Raw genomic sequence first — 14,952 nt, forward strand, 5'->3', positions numbered from 1 at the left:
AGCACGTAATGGCAAAGATGAAGGCCGCATTGGCCGCGGTGTTGGTCATGGAAAAGGAAGGGGTCACGCAGGCCTTTGGTGTGCCGGGCGCGGCCATCAACCCGCTGTACGCGGCGCTGCGCGAGCGCCAGTCCATTGCCCACATCCTGGCGCGCCACGTCGAGGGCGCATCCCACATGGCTGAGGGTTATACGCGGGCCAAGGCCGGCAACATCGGAGTCTGCATTGGCACCAGTGGCCCGGCTGGCACGGACATGATCACCGGCCTGTATTCGGCCATCGCCGACAGCATTCCCATCCTGTGCATAACCGGCCAGGCGCCGCGCGCCCGCTTGTACAAGGAGGACTTTCAGGCGGTGGATATTGAATCGATCTCCAAGCCGGTCACCAAATGGAGTGTGACCGTGCGCGAGCCTGGACAGGTGCCGCGGGCCTTTCAGCAGGCTTTCTACCTGATGCGTTCAGGCCGGCCAGGCCCCGTGCTGATCGACTTGCCGTTCGACGTGCAAATGGCCGAGATCGAGTTTGACATTGATTCGTATGAACCAATGGTAGTTAGCAAACCGGCGGCTACGCGTCAACAGGCCGTCAAAGCAATCACCATGCTGCAGGCCGCCGAGCGGCCACTGATCGTGGCGGGTGGCGGCATCATCAATGCCGACGCTTCGGATCTGCTGGTGGAGTTTGCCGAATTGGTGGGGGTGCCAGTGATACCCACACTGATGGGCTGGGGCGGCATCCCCGATGACCATCCGCTGATGGCCGGTATGTGCGGCCTGCAAACCAGCCACCGCTACGGCAATGCGACGATGCTGGCCAGTGACTTCGTATTGGGCATAGGCAACCGTTGGGCCAACCGCCATACGGGCTCGCCCGAGGTGTATTGCAAGGGCCGCTGCTTTGTGCATGTGGACATCGAACCCACACAGATCGGGCGCGTCTTCAACCCAGACCTGGGTATCGTCAGCGATGCCAAGGCGGCCTTGCAGCAATTCATTGCGGTTGCGAAAGAGCTGCAGGCCAATGGTCAGCTCAGGGATCGCAGCGCCTGGGCGCAAGAGTGCCGCGAGCGCAAGCGCACGATGCTGCGCAAGACCAACTACGAGTCCATGCCCATGAAGCCGCAGCGCGTCTACCAGTGCATGAACAACCACTTTCCGCGCGACACCACCTATGTCAGCACCATCGGCCTGTCGCAAATTGCCGGAGCCCAGTTCCTGCATGTGTTTGGCCCGCGTCGGTGGATCAACTGTGGCCAGGCCGGCCCCTTGGGCTGGACCATACCGGCGGCCCTTGGCGTGCGCGCCGCCGACCCCAGCCGCACCATTGTGGCCTTGTCAGGCGACTACGACTTCCAGTTCATGATTGAGGAGCTGGCCGTGGGCGCCCAATTCAAGCTGCCCTACGTGCACATGGTGGTCAACAACAGCTACCTGGGACTGATCCGCCAGGCGCAGCGCGGCTTCAGCATGGACTACTGCGTGCAACTGGGCTTTGACAACATCAATGCCCCGCAGATGGAGGGCTATGGTGTGGACCACAAGGCCGTGGTCGAAGGGCTGGGCTGCAAGTTTGTGCGGGTGTACCGGCAGGAAGAGATAGGCCCCGCAATCCGCCAAGCCAACAACTGGATGGCGGAGTTCCAGGTGCCTGTGGTGGTTGAAGTCATGCTGGAGCGGGTGACTAATATCGCAATGGGTGTTGAAATCGACGCCATCAATGAATTCGAAGAACTGGCCTTGACCGCCGCAGATGCGCCCACTGCCATCGGCTTGTTCGACTGAAGCCCTCACGCACAAATAACTGGACACCGGAGAAACCTATGCCACGCTTTGCCGCCAACCTCTCGATGCTATTCAACGAGGTGCCTTTTCTTGACCGTTTTGAGCTGGCCGCCCGGGCCGGCTTCCAGGCGGTGGAGTTCATGTTCCCGTATGCCTTTGCAGCGGAAGACATTCGCCAGCGGCTGGACGCCAATGGCCTGACCTTGGTCCTGCACAACCTGCCGGCCGGCGATTGGGATGCCGGTGAACGCGGCATTGCCTGCCACCCTGACCGCATCGAAGAGTTTCGCACGGGCGTTGCCACCGGCATTCGCTATGCCAAGGTGCTGGGGGTGGGGCAGCTCAATTGCCTGGCGGGCAAGGCGCCGGCAGGCGTGTACGGCGATGTGCTGCGCCAAACGCTGGTTGCCAATCTGAAGTTCGCCGCGCAGGCCTTCCAGGAGGCGGGCCTGCGGCTGCTGGTGGAGCCCATCAACACGTTTGATATTCCGGGCTTTTACGTGAGCCGCACAGCGCAGGCCTTGTCCCTGCTGGACGAGGTGGGTGCGGACAACGCCTTCGTGCAATACGACATCTACCATGCCCAGCGGATGGAGGGCGAGCTGGCGGCCACCATCACCCAGCACCTGCCGCGCATCGGCCATATCCAACTGGCCGACAACCCGGGCCGGCATGAGCCGGGCACCGGTGAGATCAACTATCCGTTTCTCTTCCAGCATCTGGACCGCGTGGGCTACACCGGCTGGATCGGTTGCGAATACAAGCCCGCGACCACAACCGCGGCCGGCCTGGGCTGGGCCAAGCACTTCCTCCAATAAACCTGCATTGCAAATCCACTGTTATGACATTCAAACCTCTCAATATCGGCTTCGTAGGCCTGGGCATCATGGGCGCGCCCATGGCCGGCCACTTGATCAACGCCGGGCACCAACTCTTTGTGTCCACCCACGGCAAGATGCCGGAAGCTATTGCCAACAGCAACGCAACACAGTGCGTGACTTCGCGTGGCGTGGCCGAACGGGCAGACATCATCTTCATCATGGTGCCGGATACACCCGACGTGGAGGCAGCGCTGTTTGCCGAGAACTGCATTGCCGCGGGCCTGAAAAATTCCGCCGCCGGCCCCGATGGGCGCGTGGGCAAGGTCGTGGTTGATATGAGCTCTATCTCACCGATCGCCACCAAGACCTTTGCGCAAAAGATCAACGCCTTGGGCTGCGACTACCTGGACGCGCCGGTGTCCGGCGGCGAAGTCGGCGCCAAGAACGCCACGTTGTCCATCATGGTCGGTGGGCCCGAAGCCGTGTTCGAGCGGATCAAACCCTTGTTCCAATTGATGGGCAAGAACATCACTTTGGTGGGCGGCAATGGTGACGGCCAAACCGCCAAAGTGGCCAACCAAATCATTGTGGCATTGAATATCGAAGCCGTGGCCGAAGCGCTGTTGTTTGCGTCCCGCGCCGGGGCCGATCCCGCGCGCGTGCGCCAGGCGTTGATGGGGGGCTTTGCGTCCTCCAAGATTCTGGAAGTGCATGGAGAGCGCATGGTCAAGCGCACGTTTGATCCGGGCTTTCGCATTGAGCTGCACCAGAAGGATTTGAACCTGGCCTTGAGCAGTGCACGGGCACTGGGCGTGTCATTGCCCAACACGGCCACGGCACAGGAATTGTTCAACTCCTGCGTTGCGCATGGCGGCAAGGCCTGGGACCATTCGGCCATGGTGCGGGCTTTGGAGAAGATGGCAAACTTCGAGGTAGGCCAAGCCGTGGCCTGAAGCCGTTCAAACCAACCGAAACCTTCACGCATGCCCGCTGACTCTTCCCAAACTGGATCACCCGCGCGGGAGCTGCTGCGCCGCATGTTTGACGCCGCCATCGCCAGTGCCCAGCCGGCCCTGTGTGTGCCGCCCCATTTGCCATCACCCGAATCCCTGGGTACTGGCCGTCTGATTGTCATTGGTGCCGGCAAGGCCTCAGCTGCGATGGCGCGTGCGGTGGAGGACCATTGGACTGGGCCGCTTTCGGGTCTGGTGGTCACTCGTTATGGATATAGCGTACCGTGCCAACGCATTGAGATTGTGGAGGCCGCGCATCCGGTTCCGGATGCGGCGGGCTTGGCTGCTGCCCAACGTATCTTGGGTGTGGTGAAAGGCCTCAAAGCGGACGATGTGGTCCTGTGTTTGATCTCGGGCGGTGGATCTTCCTTGTTGCCCTTGCCGCTGCCCGGGCTGACGCTGGAGTACAAGCAGGCCGTCAACCGCGCTCTGCTGAAATCCGGCGCCACCATAAGCGAGATGAACTGTGTGCGACGGCATCTCTCGGGTATCAAGGGTGGCCGTCTGGCAGCGGCTTGCCATCCGGCCCGCGTCATCACGCTGCTGATATCCGATGTGCCGGGCGACGACCCGATCAACATCGCCTCCGGCCCCACCGTCGCCGATCCCACCCATTGCGCGGATGCGCTCGCCATTGTCAAACGCTACGGCATTGAACTGCCGGCCGAAGTGCGGGCTGTGTTGGAGTCGAGCCGCGGCGAGTCCATCAAGCCTGGCGACCCACGGCTGGCACGCAACGAAGTCCACATGGTGGCTGCCCCGCAAATGGCCTTGGAAGCCGCCGCCAAAGTTGCGCGCGATGCGGGCTATAGCGCCTACATCCTGGGTGATGCTCTGGAAGGCGAGGCGCGCGATGTCGGCAAGGTGCTGGCCGGCATTGCGCTGCAGGTGGCTGCGCGCGGCCAGCCGGTGCAAGCGCCTTGCGTGCTGTTGTCGGGCGGCGAGACCACAGTCACACTGCGCGGCCAGGGCAGTGGTGGCCGCAATGTCGAGTGCCTGCTGTCCATGGGCATCGCATTGGGCGGGCATCCCCGCATTCATGCGCTGGCGGGCGATACCGATGGTGTCGATGGGGTAGCCGAAATCGCCGGCGCCTGCATCAGCCCCGACACCCTGACGCGTGCCCGCGCCCTGGGTCTCAAACCCAACGACAGCCTCAATGACAACGACGGCCATGGCTTCTTTGGCAAGCTGGGTGATGCCGTGGTCACAGGACCCACATTGACCAATGTCAACGACTTCCGGGCCATTGTGATCGACGCGCCGTAACGGCCAAAGACCACAGTCTCAGCGCTAGGCGCTTTCGTTCCATGTGTACTCCATCTGCCGTGCAGTCTGCACGGCCAGTTCTCGGCTCACTAGGCTCTCCACCAAGTGCAGTGACATATCGATGCCGGCCGATATGCCACCGGATGTGACCGTATTGCCATCTCGCACCCAGCGGCGCTGGGGTTGAACCTGAACCTGCGGAAACATGGCATTGAGATCCCCCATGTCTTCCCAATGCGTGGTGGCGCGCTTGTCCGTTAATAGGCCAGCCTGCGCCAGCAGAAAGGCTCCAGTGCAAACGGATGCCGTTAGCTCGCAGTGTGCGGCCGTCTGGGCAATCCAGGCAATGACGGCGGGTTTGGCCAGCTCCGCAGTGACCACGCCGCCGGGGACGATCAGCACATCCAAAGCGGGATGGTTGGCGAAGTCTGTGTCTGGCAGCAAGCCCAGCCTGGCGCGCGCGCGCATAGGCGCCATCGATTGGCCGATCGTCACAACCTTGAATGGCGTCGGTGTGCCGGGATGCATGCGAGCGCTGACGCGGGATGCGCAGGTAAAGACCTCGTAAGGACCTGCCAGGTCCAGCAGTTCGACGTCGTCAAAACCAAAAATACCAATCGTGCGGGTTGTAGTCATGCAGACTCCTTAAAAAAAAGCAAAAAGTGGCTGTAGAAGTCACCATGATGTATTCAGTGCAATTGACAGTTATGACATTCATGGTTGAATATCTGCCAATATGCTCCAACACAAGCCCATCAACATCTGGGTATTGGTCTACCCCGACTTCCTGTTACTGGATGCCACCGGCCCCGTGCAGGTTTTTTCGACCGCCAACGACGATGCGCGCGACGCGGGCTTGCCCGAGCCTTACCGCATTGCACTGATTTCCAGGGGCGGAGGGGCGGTCCGGTCCTGCTCTGGCGTGAGCGTGCTGACCCAAAGACTGCCGCGTGGCGCCATGCCCGGTGCCACACTGCTGGTTGCAGGGGGGCGCGGTTGTGAGCAAGTGCTACTGGATGCGCAGAGCATCCGCTGGGTGGACAAGGCCTACCAAAGCCTTGCCCGTTGCTGCGCTGTGTGTACCGGAGCCTTCGTGCTGGCCCAAGCGGGTTTGCTGGAGCACAGACGTGCAGTGACGCACTGGCAGGATGCCGAGCTGCTTCAGCAACGTTACCCTACCGTGCAGGTGCAGGACGACGCTATCTATGTCAAAGACGGCAGCGTCTACACCTCGGCTGGTATCACGGCTGGGATCGATCTGTCATTGAGTCTCATCGAGGAAGACCTGGGCCGCCAAGCCGCGCAGCGGGTAGCGAAGCGCCTGGTCGTGTTCCTGAAGCGCCCCGGTGGACAGCGCCAGTTCAGTTCGGAACTGCTGGCGCAAGCGCCGGAGCAAGGCATTGCCGCCGAGTTAACCCAGTGGCTCAAACCCCGCCTGAAGCAAAGTTTGGGTGTGGAGCAAATGGCCGACGGTATGGCCCTGTCGGTGCGTACGCTGCACCGCAAACTACTGGAGGAAACTGGCACGACTCCCGCTCAGTTTTTGACCCGCATGCGCCTGGACACGGCTTGCGCCTTGCTGGAGCGCGCCGACCTGTCTATCAAGCAGGTGGTGCGGCAAACTGGCTTCGGGTCCGAGTACAACCTGCGCCGTGCCTTTGCCAGCAAATTGGGCGTGGTGCCTACCGAGTACCGCGCCCGCTTCGGCTAGGGCTGCTGCTTCAGGCTGCCTGCACCCGCAGGTCTTCGTTGGCGGCGCCTTGTGTAGTCGCCTTGATGTGTGCGGCGGCCAGCGTCAGGGCTTCGGCCTTCTTGGCCTCGCCCATGGCTACACCCTCTGCGCGCACAAAGCGCACATCGGTGATACCGAGGAAGCCAAACACGGTTTGCAGATAGCTCTCTTGGTGTTCCATGGCTCGGCCACCTTCGCTGGTGGAATACACACCACCGCGGGTGGACGCCACGATGACCGTTTTGCCACCGGCCAGGCCCTTGGGACCGTTGGCCGTGTAAGTGAAGGTGCGACCGGCTTGCGCCACACGGTCGATCCACGACTTCAGCTGGCTGGGCACGCTGAAGTTGTACAGCGGGGCACCTATGACGACCACATCTGCCGCCAGAAACTGCGATACCAGAGCTTCCGATACGGCGTTCTCACGGCGCTGGCCTTCGGTCAAATCGGCGCTGGTTGCGGGCAGGCGAAAGCCCAGGGACTCTGCCGATAGGTGGTTGGGCGTGTTTTCAACCAGGTCCAGGTACTCCACGGTGGTGTTGGGGTGGCCGGTCGTCCAGGTGTTCACGATATCGCGCGTCAATTGGCGGGATACGGATTGGGCGCCGGTGATGCTGGAGTCAATGTGCAAGAGTTTCATGGTCTGTCCTTAAAGGGTTGTGCTGTGGGGATAATTGTCATATTTGCGCCAGTGTTTGATAAGTCGGCATAAATGCATTAAATTGTTCTATCAATAGAACAATTGAGCCAATATGCAAGACCTGAACGACATGCTGTACTTCGCCGAAGTGGTGGATTGCGGGGGCTTCGCCGCCGCCGCACGCCGCCTTGGTTTGCCCAAATCCAAGCTCTCGCGCCGTGTGGCCCAGCTCGAAAGCCGCCTGGGGGTGCGGCTGCTGCAGCGCACCACGCGCAAGTTGTCGGTGACCGAGGTGGGCAATCTGTACCTGCGCCATTGCAGCGCCATGCGCGACGAAGCGCAGGCGGCGCAAGAGGCAGTGGACTACGTGCAGACCGAGCCGCGCGGCACCATCCGCGTGGCCTGTCCGCTGACGTTGGCGTTGGGCACCATAGGGCCCTTGATTGCCCCATTCATGGCACGCTACCCCCAGGTGCGCATCGACATGCGCGTCAGCAACCGTGTGGTGGATCTGGTCGAAGAGGGCTTCGACGTGGCGCTGCGCGTGCGCACCAGTTTGGAAGACAGCGCTAGCCTGGTTATCAAGAATTTTGGCCGAAGCCGCACACTGCTGGTCGCCAGCCCCCTGCAACTGCAACGCCAATGGCGGCCAACCAACCCGGAGCAACTGGCTGGCCTGGACACCGTGGCCATGTCGGCCGTAGACGGCAAAGCCACGATGGTGCTGCGAGGTCCCGCAGGCCAGACCCACACCCTGGTGCACCAGCCGCGCTACTGCGCAGACGATCTGGCCACATTGCACTTTGCCGTCGCAGGGGGCGTCGGTATGTGCTTCATGCCCGAATACATGTGCGAGGAAGACCTGCGAACGGGCCGCATGGTGGAAGTCTTGCCCGGTTGGAGCCCCACACCCGGCATCTTCCATGCGGTGTATCCCACGCGGCGCGGTATGGTGCCGGCGGTGCGAGCCTTTCTGGACTTCTTGGGGGAGTCCATCACGGCGGAAGGCTTGCCCCGCAAGATGTAACAGCCGACGGAGTGGGTGGGGCGGGGGCTATCTCTGTGCTGCCAATTGGCGCATACTGCGGCCGGAAACGTAGGTAATTTGTCCTTGTGCGGGAGGCGTTCAATTGGACCTATTTACTCCACGGCTTGCGCGCATTGCTTGCCGGGCCATTGCGATCCTGGGTTTGGTGCTTGCCGGCTTGGGTAGTCCCGTCGCCTATGCGCTGGACTCTATCAATCTGCAACTGAAGTACCTGCACCAGTTCCAATTTGCAGGCTACTACGCTGCGCTGGAAAAGGGCTACTACCGTGATGCGGGTCTGGCCGTCAGCATTGCCGAAGGCCATACTGGAGATGAGCCGCTGGACAACGTGCTCTCCGGCGCCAGCCAGTTTGGGGTAGGCAGTAGCGGCCTGTTACTGGCCCGCCAAGCCGGCAAGCCGGTGGTGGTTTTGGGCGTTATCTTCCAGCATTCTCCTTACGTGTTGCTGGCCCCGCAAACCGGTCCTACCCAGGGCATACACGACATCAAGGGCAAGCGCGTGATGCTCGCCGCACAGTCCGAAGACTTGGTGGCCTACCTGAAGAAAGAAGGCATCTCGGTTAGCGATTTCACCAAGGTCGAACACAGCTTCAACCCCGATGACCTGATCAACGGCAAGGTTTACGGCTTTTCGGCCTATGCAACCAATGAGACGGATTACCTGGACAAGAAAGGTTTTGCCTACCAGGCCTACACACCGCGTTCGGCCGGCATTGACTTTTATGGCGACAACCTGTTCACCAGCGAACGGGAGATCGCTGCCCACCCCGAGCGCGTCAAGGCCTTCCGGCAGGCCAGTCTGCGCGGCTGGCAGTATGCGATGTCGCACCAGGAGGAGATTGTCGACCTGATCCTCTCCAAGTATTCCAAGCGCAACACCCGTGAGCACTTGTTGTACGAGGCGCGGCAGATGAATGCGCTGGTGCAGCCGGTGCTGGTGGAGATCGGCTACATGAACCCCGGTCGCTGGCAGCATATTGGCAGCGTCTACTCGGATCTGGGCATGCTGCCCAAGAATGTCTCCTTGCAGGGATTCATATACGACCCCGATCCGCGGCCCGATCTGCGCTGGCTGTACTGGGGGTTGGCGGCGGTTGCGGTCTTGGTTGCAGCGGCGTGGTGGGTGCACTTGCAGCGCCTGGCCAGGGAGCGCGGGTTGGCGCAGGCCCGCATACAGGCGAGCGAAGAACGACTGAAGTTCGCACTGGAGGGCGCGGGATACGGCGTCTGGGACTGGGACATTCCCAGCGGCACCGTGTTGTACTCCGAGCGTTGGCGGGCCATGCACGGCTTCAGCCGTGAAGACGTGCCGGACCGAGTGGATGGCTGGGAGCAGCGCGTGCACCCCGACGATGTGCCCTTGGTCAAGGCGCAACTATTAGATTACTTCGCGGGCAAGACTGACGTTTTCACCACGGAACACCGGGCCCTGTGTAAAGACGGTAGCTGGATGTGGGTGGTGGACCGCGGCCGCGTGGTCAGCCGTGACGCTACCGGCAAACCGGTGCGCATGGTCTGCACGCACGCCGACATCACGGCAAGGCGCGAACAGGAAGAACAATTGCGCCAGATGAACGAAACCTTGGAAACCCGCGTGACCGAGCGCACCGCGGAACTGGTGGCCACGATAGACCGCCTCAAGCAAACCCAGGCCAGCCTAGTGCAGGCGGACAAGCTGGCATCGCTAGGCGCCTTGGTGGCTGGTGTGGCCCACGAGCTCAACACACCGATTGGCAATAGCCTGACCGTGGCCAGCACGATGGAAAACTATGTGAAAGGGTTTGAGACCGATGTCGCCAAGGGCCTGACACGCAGCGCACTGGAGACCTTTGTCACCAGCGCACGCGAGGGTACCGACATCCTGATGCGCAGCCTGCGCCGCGCCGCAGAGTTGGTGACCAGCTTCAAGCAGGTGGCGGTGGACCAGACCAGCACCAACCGCCGCCGGTTTGACCTGCGCCATACCGTGGACGAAATCATGCTGACGGTAGGTCCGAGCATCCGCAAGACCACGCACCGGGTGCTGACCGACATACCCGATGGCCTCATGATGGAAAGCTATCCCGGGCCCCTGGGCCAGGTGTTGACCAATATGATCAACAACGCCCTGTTCCATGGCTTTGAGGGCCGCGAAAACGGCACCGTGACCATCACCGCCCAGCGCCTGGATAAAGACCGCGTGCAAATGACGGTGGCCGACGATGGTGTTGGCATTCCACCGGCCCACCTGGGGCGGGTATTCGACCCGTTCTTCACCACCAAGCTGGGCCAGGGCGGTAGTGGCCTGGGGCTCAACATTACCTACAACCTGGTGCATGACCGCCTGGGCGGCAACGTGCAGGTGATGAGCACCCAGGGGAAGGGTACCTGCTTCACGCTGCTGCTGCCCGTGACGGCACCCTTGGCCCCCGATATACAGCCCGCAGCAGTGTCTACACAGGTGTGATGCGGTAGACGCAGCGGCGTGCGCCGGCCAGCGCGTGCTCCACACGCTCCACCTGGCTGCCAGCCCCCAGCGTGCGGCGAAACACATCCAGCTCTGAGCGGCAAAAGCCCTGGCAGGTCGTGGCGGCAGCGCAAATCGGGCAATGGTTTTCAATCAATAGAAAACTCCCGTCGGTTCGTCTTTCCATTTCCGCCATATAGCCCTCGGCATCCCGTGCAGCCACCAGCTTGGCGACCTTTTGCGACAGGGTTTTGCTGTCGGCCATGCGGGCCTGGTAACTGGCTTCGCTTTGCTGTTCGCGCGCGGTGATCAGCTTGTCCAGGCCGGCCTCACCGAACAGCATGCGTACCTGATCGATGAGTTGGACGGTAAGTTCGCTGTGCCGATCTGGAAAGCGGGCGTGGCCTGCATCGCTGAGCAGCCAATAGCGAGCCGGGCGGCCCACCTTGTCGGCGCGGTCTTCGGTGAGCAGCAGGCCCTTCTCCTGACCTTGTTCCAGATGGCGGCGCACACCCATGGAAGTCAGCTCCAATTGCTCGGCCAGTTGCTGCGCCGTGCTGGGGCCGCGGGTCTTCAGCAGGAAGAGAATGTGGTCACCGGTGTTCATGGACGCGCACCCTCGGCTGCTGGTGGGGCCAAGTCCGGTGCCTGGCTCCACTGGCTGATGCGCCATGCGGCCCAAGCTGTCAGGCCCGCACCCAACAGCAGAATCAGCCGTGTGTCGATCAGTGTCAGCACCGATCCCAGCACGGCCATCAGGATATTGGCCAGGCAGAAGATAGTTGACAGCAGGCCCATGACGGCGCCCTGGCCCAGGTGGCCATAACGCTCGGCGCACCAGGCCGGCATCACCGCGTTGTAATAGGCATTGGGCACGCCAAATACCACAATGGCCAGCAGACCCAGCGTGGGGCCGCCCAGGCCCACGGCCGCAATACACAGCGCAATCATCAGCGCGAAGCGGCTGGCCTGTTGTAGCGGCTGGCTGCGTACTACGCGGCCGGCAAAGATGGACGCAGTCGTCATCGTCGCGCACAGCGCGGCCGTGGCCCAGGCAATGCCCTGCGCATCGAAGTGGGTCACCTCCACCAGCCATAGGGGGTAGAACTCGTAGAAGGCCGTCACGCCACAGGTCAGTGCCAGTTGCACGGCCAACAGAGTGCGCAGCTCGGTATGCTTCAGCAGCTTCAGCGCATGCTCATGCTGCACCACCTGCCACCAGCTGGTGCTGGCGTTGCTGGTGTGCTTGCGTGGTATGGCCACCCAACTGACGGCAGCCGTTACCACCAAGGCCACCACCGCCACCCAAAAAGGCACGGTCACGCCCCAGTGCAATGTCAAACCAGCCAGCAGGGGGCCGGCGAGCCAACCCATATAGAGCGCGCCATTGAGCCACGAAAAGGCCCGCACCCGCAGCGGGCCTTCTAGCTCATCGGCCAGCAGCGCGCGAGCCACGCTGGCATTGCCCTCCATCAGCCCGGTGGCAAACCGGGCCACGATGAACAGCGGGTATGACTGGTTCAGCAGGCTGATGGCCGTGACAGCATGGCCTGCAGCGGCACCCAGCGCGGTGATCAGCAGCATGGGCCGCCGGCCATAGCGGTCAGACAGCGGCCCTAGCAGTGAAGACCCAATCAGCAGGCCCACCGGGTTGATGGCCAGCGCTATGCCAAACAGTAGCTTGGGAGGCAGCCCCAGAAAATGGTTCAGGCTGTTGGCGGCGTCCGCGGCAAACAGCGGCGGCAAGATGGGGTAGGGTAGGGCGGCGCCCACTGTGGAGAGGAAGGCCACCAGGCAGGCGGCGGCTATGAGCAGGGCGGATTGCATGGACTATTTTGTAAACTTTTATGCTTACAAATATATCGCTTTGGCGCCCGATATGTCAATAAAAACATTTACATATCAACGCTGGCTCCGGGGCCTTTGTGGCCCGGACGCGGTTGCCCGCGCTAGCCGCGCCAAGCCCGCGGATACCGGTCCATCCCCAAACCATCCAGCGGGATCTGCGGAGTGCGCCCCGATACCAAATCGTCAATGACCCGGGCCGTACCGGCCGCCATCGTCCAGCCCAGCGTGCCATGGCCAGTGGCCAGCAGCATGTTGGCGTAGGGCGTGCGGCCGACGATGGGTGTGCCATCCGGCGTCATGGGGCGCAGGCCGCACCAGAAGGTGGCCTTGGACAAATCGCCGCCCTTGGGGAACAGATCGGTCAGCACATGGTTCAGCGTGTCGCGGCGCGATTCGCGCAGCGTCATGTCAAAGCCGGCCAGCTCGGCCGTGCCACCCACGCGGATGCGGTCACCCAGGCGGGTGACGGCCACCTTGTGCGTCTCATCCATGATGGTGGATTCGGGCGCGCAATTGGCATCGGTGATGGGTACGGTGATGGAGTAGCCCTTGACCGGGTAGACCGGGATGTGGATGCCCAGTGGTTTCACCAGCTTGGGCGTGTAGCTGCCCAGCGCGGTGACATAGTGGTCGGCCGTCAGTGTGCCAGCACTGGTGCGCACACCGGTGATCTTGCCGCCGGCCGCCTCAATGCCATCGATGCTGGTGTTGTAGTGGAACTTGACGCCCAAGGCCTGAGCCATCTCGGCCAGTCGGTTGGTGAACTTGAAGCAGTCGCCGGTCTCGTCACCGGGCAGGCGCAGCGCGCCAACAAACTTGTCTTGTGTGAGCTTGAGTGCAGGCTCCACTTTGACAAAGCCTTCGCGATCCAGCACCTCGAACGGCACCTTGTAGTCCTTGAGCACTTCCACGTCCTTGGCGATGCCGTCCAGTTGCGCCTGGGTGCGGAACAACTGCAGCGTGCCCTGCGCGCGGTCGTCGTAGGCGATGCCGGTCTCGGCGCGCAGCTCCTTGAGGCAATCGCGGCTGTACTCGGCAATAGGCACCATGCGGCTCTTGTTGATGGCGTAGGCCTTCTCGGTGCAGTTGGCCAGCATGGACAGGCCCCAGCGCCACATGTTCGGATCCAGCACCGGCCAGATCACCAGCGGGCTGTGGCGCATCAGCAGCCACTTGATGGCCTTGACCGGCACACCGGGTCCGGCCCAGGGGGAAGAGTAGCCGGGCGACACTTCGCCCGCATTGGCAAAACTGGTCTCCAGCGCAGGGCCGGCCTGGCGGTCAATCACCTCGACCTGGTGCCCGGATTTGGCCAGGTAATAGGCCACGGACGTACCGATCACACCACTGCCCAAGACGATGACTTTCATGCCCACAACCCTTCCAAAACACGTGTAGTTTGAAATGTAACCCTTTGTTCGCCATTGGCGGTACTGCATAAGCTACAACGCAGGAAGTCAGCGATGTCATAAGCTGCGATACTGCAAGCCAACGTCGTTTTCACTCTCAAAACCATGCTCCAGACACCTGCTGAATTCGTCTTGCTGATGACCGCGCAAGCGCATCCCGATCCATTGGCGTTTGTCTTCCAGAACGGCCGGCTGCTGGTCCGTGAAGACGACCTGACGCTGCCCGACGCGCGCCTGGGTTTGCCGCTGCATGGCCTGCAGGCCGAGCAATTCCACCCTATTGGCCTGTGGCAAGACCGCTACTGCTGCACCACCTGGGTGGATGCCAGCACAGAGGCCCAACCGGGCTTTGCCTTCATGCCGCTGCGCTCGCTGTTTGGCAGCATGGACGAGCCGCTCTTGGGCCTGGCCAGCCGCGCCGCGCAATTGGCCGAATGGGCCCGCACGCACCGCTTCTGCGGCCACTGCGCCAGCCCTATGCAGTTGGCCACGGGAGAGCGGGCCTTCAAGTGCCCGGCCTGCGGCATGATTGCCTACCCCCGCATCTCACCGGCCATGATGGTGCTGATCAAGAAGGGCGAAGAGATTTTGCTGGCCCGCCACGTGCAGTCGCCCACCGGCCGCTTCAGCGCGCTGGCGGGCTTTCTGGAGGCTGGCGAGTCCATTGAAGAGGCAATTCACCGCGAAGTCATGGAAGAGGTGGGCCTGAAGGTGAAGAACCTGCAGTACTTCGGCAGCCAGTCCTGGCCCTTCCCGCATTCGCTGATGATTGCCTTCACCGCCGAATATGCTGGTGGCGAGATTGTGGCCGACCCAAGCGAGATTGCCGAGGCCCGCTGGTTCGGCCCGCAGGACGTGCAGCCCGAGGCCCCGCCCAATGTGTCCATATCCCACCACCTGCTGACCGCCCACTGGCCGGGTACCCGAAAAGCCTCCAAATAA

General features: G+C 62.1%; 13 protein-coding genes. 8 read left to right on the forward strand and 5 right to left on the reverse strand.

Annotated features, from left to right (window positions below):
* The first annotated feature begins 8 nt into the window (after nt 1-8).
* The 4 genes from gcl to AC07OO_RS22130 are packed head-to-tail and all read left to right on the forward strand — an operon-like array spanning nt 9 to nt 4,887.
* Nucleotides 9-1,784: a glyoxylate carboligase gene (gene gcl, locus AC07OO_RS22115; RefSeq protein WP_495084309.1), complete on the forward strand. Its 1,776-nt coding sequence runs from the start codon at nt 9-11 to the stop codon at nt 1,782-1,784.
* A 38-nt stretch (nt 1,785-1,822) separates the two neighbouring features.
* Nucleotides 1,823-2,602: a hydroxypyruvate isomerase gene (gene hyi, locus AC07OO_RS22120; protein WP_495084310.1), complete on the forward strand. Its 780-nt coding sequence runs from the start codon at nt 1,823-1,825 to the stop codon at nt 2,600-2,602.
* A 23-nt stretch (nt 2,603-2,625) separates the two neighbouring features.
* The gene (gene glxR, locus AC07OO_RS22125; RefSeq protein WP_495084311.1) at nt 2,626-3,558 is read left to right on the forward strand and encodes a 2-hydroxy-3-oxopropionate reductase; all 933 of its coding nucleotides are present in this window, start codon (nt 2,626-2,628) and stop codon (nt 3,556-3,558) included.
* Nucleotides 3,559-3,588: 30 nt separating this feature from the next.
* The gene (locus tag AC07OO_RS22130) at nt 3,589-4,887 is read left to right on the forward strand and encodes a glycerate kinase type-2 family protein (RefSeq protein ID WP_495084312.1); all 1,299 of its coding nucleotides are present in this window, start codon (nt 3,589-3,591) and stop codon (nt 4,885-4,887) included.
* A 24-nt stretch (nt 4,888-4,911) separates the two neighbouring features.
* Here AC07OO_RS22130 and AC07OO_RS22135 read toward each other — a convergent pair whose 3' ends face one another.
* The gene (locus AC07OO_RS22135; protein WP_495084313.1) at nt 4,912-5,523 is read right to left on the reverse strand and encodes a DJ-1/PfpI family protein; all 612 of its coding nucleotides are present in this window, start codon (nt 5,521-5,523) and stop codon (nt 4,912-4,914) included.
* Nucleotides 5,524-5,623: 100 nt separating this feature from the next.
* On the opposite strand from AC07OO_RS22135, the gene AC07OO_RS22140 reads away from it, so the two are divergent.
* The gene (locus tag AC07OO_RS22140; protein ID WP_495084314.1) at nt 5,624-6,598 is read left to right on the forward strand and encodes a GlxA family transcriptional regulator; all 975 of its coding nucleotides are present in this window, start codon (nt 5,624-5,626) and stop codon (nt 6,596-6,598) included.
* 10 nt (nt 6,599-6,608) lie between these two features.
* Here AC07OO_RS22140 and AC07OO_RS22145 read toward each other — a convergent pair whose 3' ends face one another.
* The gene (locus tag AC07OO_RS22145; RefSeq protein WP_495084315.1) at nt 6,609-7,259 is read right to left on the reverse strand and encodes an FMN-dependent NADH-azoreductase; all 651 of its coding nucleotides are present in this window, start codon (nt 7,257-7,259) and stop codon (nt 6,609-6,611) included.
* A 112-nt stretch (nt 7,260-7,371) separates the two neighbouring features.
* Between AC07OO_RS22145 and AC07OO_RS22150 the strand changes: the two genes are divergently transcribed.
* Nucleotides 7,372-8,286, forward strand: coding sequence for a LysR family transcriptional regulator (locus AC07OO_RS22150; protein WP_495084316.1), 915 nt, complete (start codon nt 7,372-7,374; stop codon nt 8,284-8,286).
* A 178-nt stretch (nt 8,287-8,464) separates the two neighbouring features.
* Entirely contained in the window at nt 8,465-10,753 is a 2,289-nt protein-coding gene (locus AC07OO_RS22155) for an ABC transporter substrate-binding protein (protein ID WP_495084317.1), read from the forward strand.
* Here the strand turns inward: AC07OO_RS22155 and AC07OO_RS22160 are convergent.
* From AC07OO_RS22160 to AC07OO_RS22170, 3 genes are all read right to left on the reverse strand, one after another.
* The gene (locus tag AC07OO_RS22160; RefSeq protein ID WP_495084318.1) at nt 10,740-11,360 is read right to left on the reverse strand and encodes a helix-turn-helix transcriptional regulator; all 621 of its coding nucleotides are present in this window, start codon (nt 11,358-11,360) and stop codon (nt 10,740-10,742) included. The two genes, AC07OO_RS22155 and AC07OO_RS22160, sit on opposite strands and share 14 nt — an antisense overlap.
* The gene (locus AC07OO_RS22165; protein WP_495084319.1) at nt 11,357-12,580 is read right to left on the reverse strand and encodes an MFS transporter; all 1,224 of its coding nucleotides are present in this window, start codon (nt 12,578-12,580) and stop codon (nt 11,357-11,359) included. The genes AC07OO_RS22160 and AC07OO_RS22165 overlap by 4 nt, the downstream gene beginning before the upstream one ends.
* Nucleotides 12,581-12,702: 122 nt before the next feature.
* Nucleotides 12,703-13,971, reverse strand: coding sequence for a D-amino acid dehydrogenase (locus tag AC07OO_RS22170; protein WP_495084320.1), 1,269 nt, complete (start codon nt 13,969-13,971; stop codon nt 12,703-12,705).
* A gap of 144 nt (nt 13,972-14,115) precedes the next feature.
* Here AC07OO_RS22170 and nudC point away from each other — a divergent pair, with 144 nt between their 5' ends.
* Nucleotides 14,116-14,952, forward strand: a complete 837-nt coding sequence (gene nudC, locus AC07OO_RS22175) for an NAD(+) diphosphatase (RefSeq protein WP_495084321.1) — start codon at nt 14,116-14,118, stop codon at nt 14,950-14,952.

It is taken from the genome of Rhodoferax sp. GW821-FHT07G04, assembly GCF_059418585.1.

Excerpts from the sequence above, each read along its gene's own strand:
- AC07OO_RS22135 (WP_495084313.1), bottom strand. The coding sequence starts at position 5,523 with ATGACTACAACCCGCACGATTGGTATTTTTGGTTTTGACGACGTCGAA.
- nudC (WP_495084321.1), top strand. The coding sequence starts at position 14,116 with ATGCTCCAGACACCTGCTGAATTCGTCTTGCTGATGACCGCGCAAGCG.
- AC07OO_RS22140 (WP_495084314.1), top strand. The coding sequence starts at position 5,624 with ATGCTCCAACACAAGCCCATCAACATCTGGGTATTGGTCTACCCCGAC.
- AC07OO_RS22160 (WP_495084318.1), bottom strand. The coding sequence starts at position 11,360 with ATGAACACCGGTGACCACATTCTCTTCCTGCTGAAGACCCGCGGCCCC.
- AC07OO_RS22165 (WP_495084319.1), bottom strand. The coding sequence starts at position 12,580 with ATGCAATCCGCCCTGCTCATAGCCGCCGCCTGCCTGGTGGCCTTCCTC.
- AC07OO_RS22150 (WP_495084316.1), top strand. The coding sequence starts at position 7,372 with ATGCAAGACCTGAACGACATGCTGTACTTCGCCGAAGTGGTGGATTGC.
- gcl (WP_495084309.1), top strand. The coding sequence starts at position 9 with ATGGCAAAGATGAAGGCCGCATTGGCCGCGGTGTTGGTCATGGAAAAG.
- AC07OO_RS22170 (WP_495084320.1), bottom strand. The coding sequence starts at position 13,971 with ATGAAAGTCATCGTCTTGGGCAGTGGTGTGATCGGTACGTCCGTGGCC.
- glxR (WP_495084311.1), top strand. The coding sequence starts at position 2,626 with ATGACATTCAAACCTCTCAATATCGGCTTCGTAGGCCTGGGCATCATG.
- AC07OO_RS22145 (WP_495084315.1), bottom strand. The coding sequence starts at position 7,259 with ATGAAACTCTTGCACATTGACTCCAGCATCACCGGCGCCCAATCCGTA.
- AC07OO_RS22130 (WP_495084312.1), top strand. The coding sequence starts at position 3,589 with ATGCCCGCTGACTCTTCCCAAACTGGATCACCCGCGCGGGAGCTGCTG.
- hyi (WP_495084310.1), top strand. The coding sequence starts at position 1,823 with ATGCCACGCTTTGCCGCCAACCTCTCGATGCTATTCAACGAGGTGCCT.